Annotated in this window: 1 protein-coding gene; it reads left to right on the top strand. The window is 36.2% G+C overall.

Features of this window, described 5'->3' with window-relative positions; genetic code table 11:
* Window positions 1-125: 125 nt before the first annotated feature.
* On the top strand, window positions 126-538 hold a 413-nt coding region (locus QM956_RS10545), incomplete at its 3' end, for a transposase family protein (RefSeq protein ID WP_414302518.1).

The following is a 538-nucleotide window of genomic DNA, read 5'->3' as shown; positions in this document are numbered from 1 at the left end:
AGGCTCTATAATATTTGTAGTGGGTAAATCCCCTATAGATATTATGGAGCCTATTTTTGTGTAGAAAAAAAGTCCCATATGACCTATAATGAAAAGCGACGAAACAACTCATTAGAAAGAATCATATGGAACCATTACATTTTATCATAAAACTGCTCGATATCAAAGACCCTAATGTCCAAATTATGGATGTTGTTAATAAAGATACCCACAAGGAAATCATCGCTAAACTGGATTATGAGGCCCCATCTTGTCCTGAATGTGGAAGTCAAATGAAGAAATATGACTTCCAAAAACCATCGAAAATTCCTTACCTTGAAACAACTGGTATGCCTACCAGAATCCTCCTTAAAAAGCGTCGTTTCAAGTGCTATCATTGCTCTAAAATGATGGTCTCACAGACCTCTCTCGTCGAGAAAAATCACCAAATTCCTCGTATTATCAACCAAAAAATTGCGCAAAAATTGATTGAAAAAACTTCTATGACCGATATCGCTCATCAACTGGCTATTTCAACTTCAACTGTCATTCGCAAGCT

It is taken from the genome of Streptococcus mitis (genome assembly GCF_047460035.1).
GTDB classification, from domain to species: Bacteria; Bacillota; Bacilli; order Lactobacillales; family Streptococcaceae; genus Streptococcus; species Streptococcus mitis_DW.
This window is presented reverse-complemented; position numbering and strand designations above follow the sequence as displayed.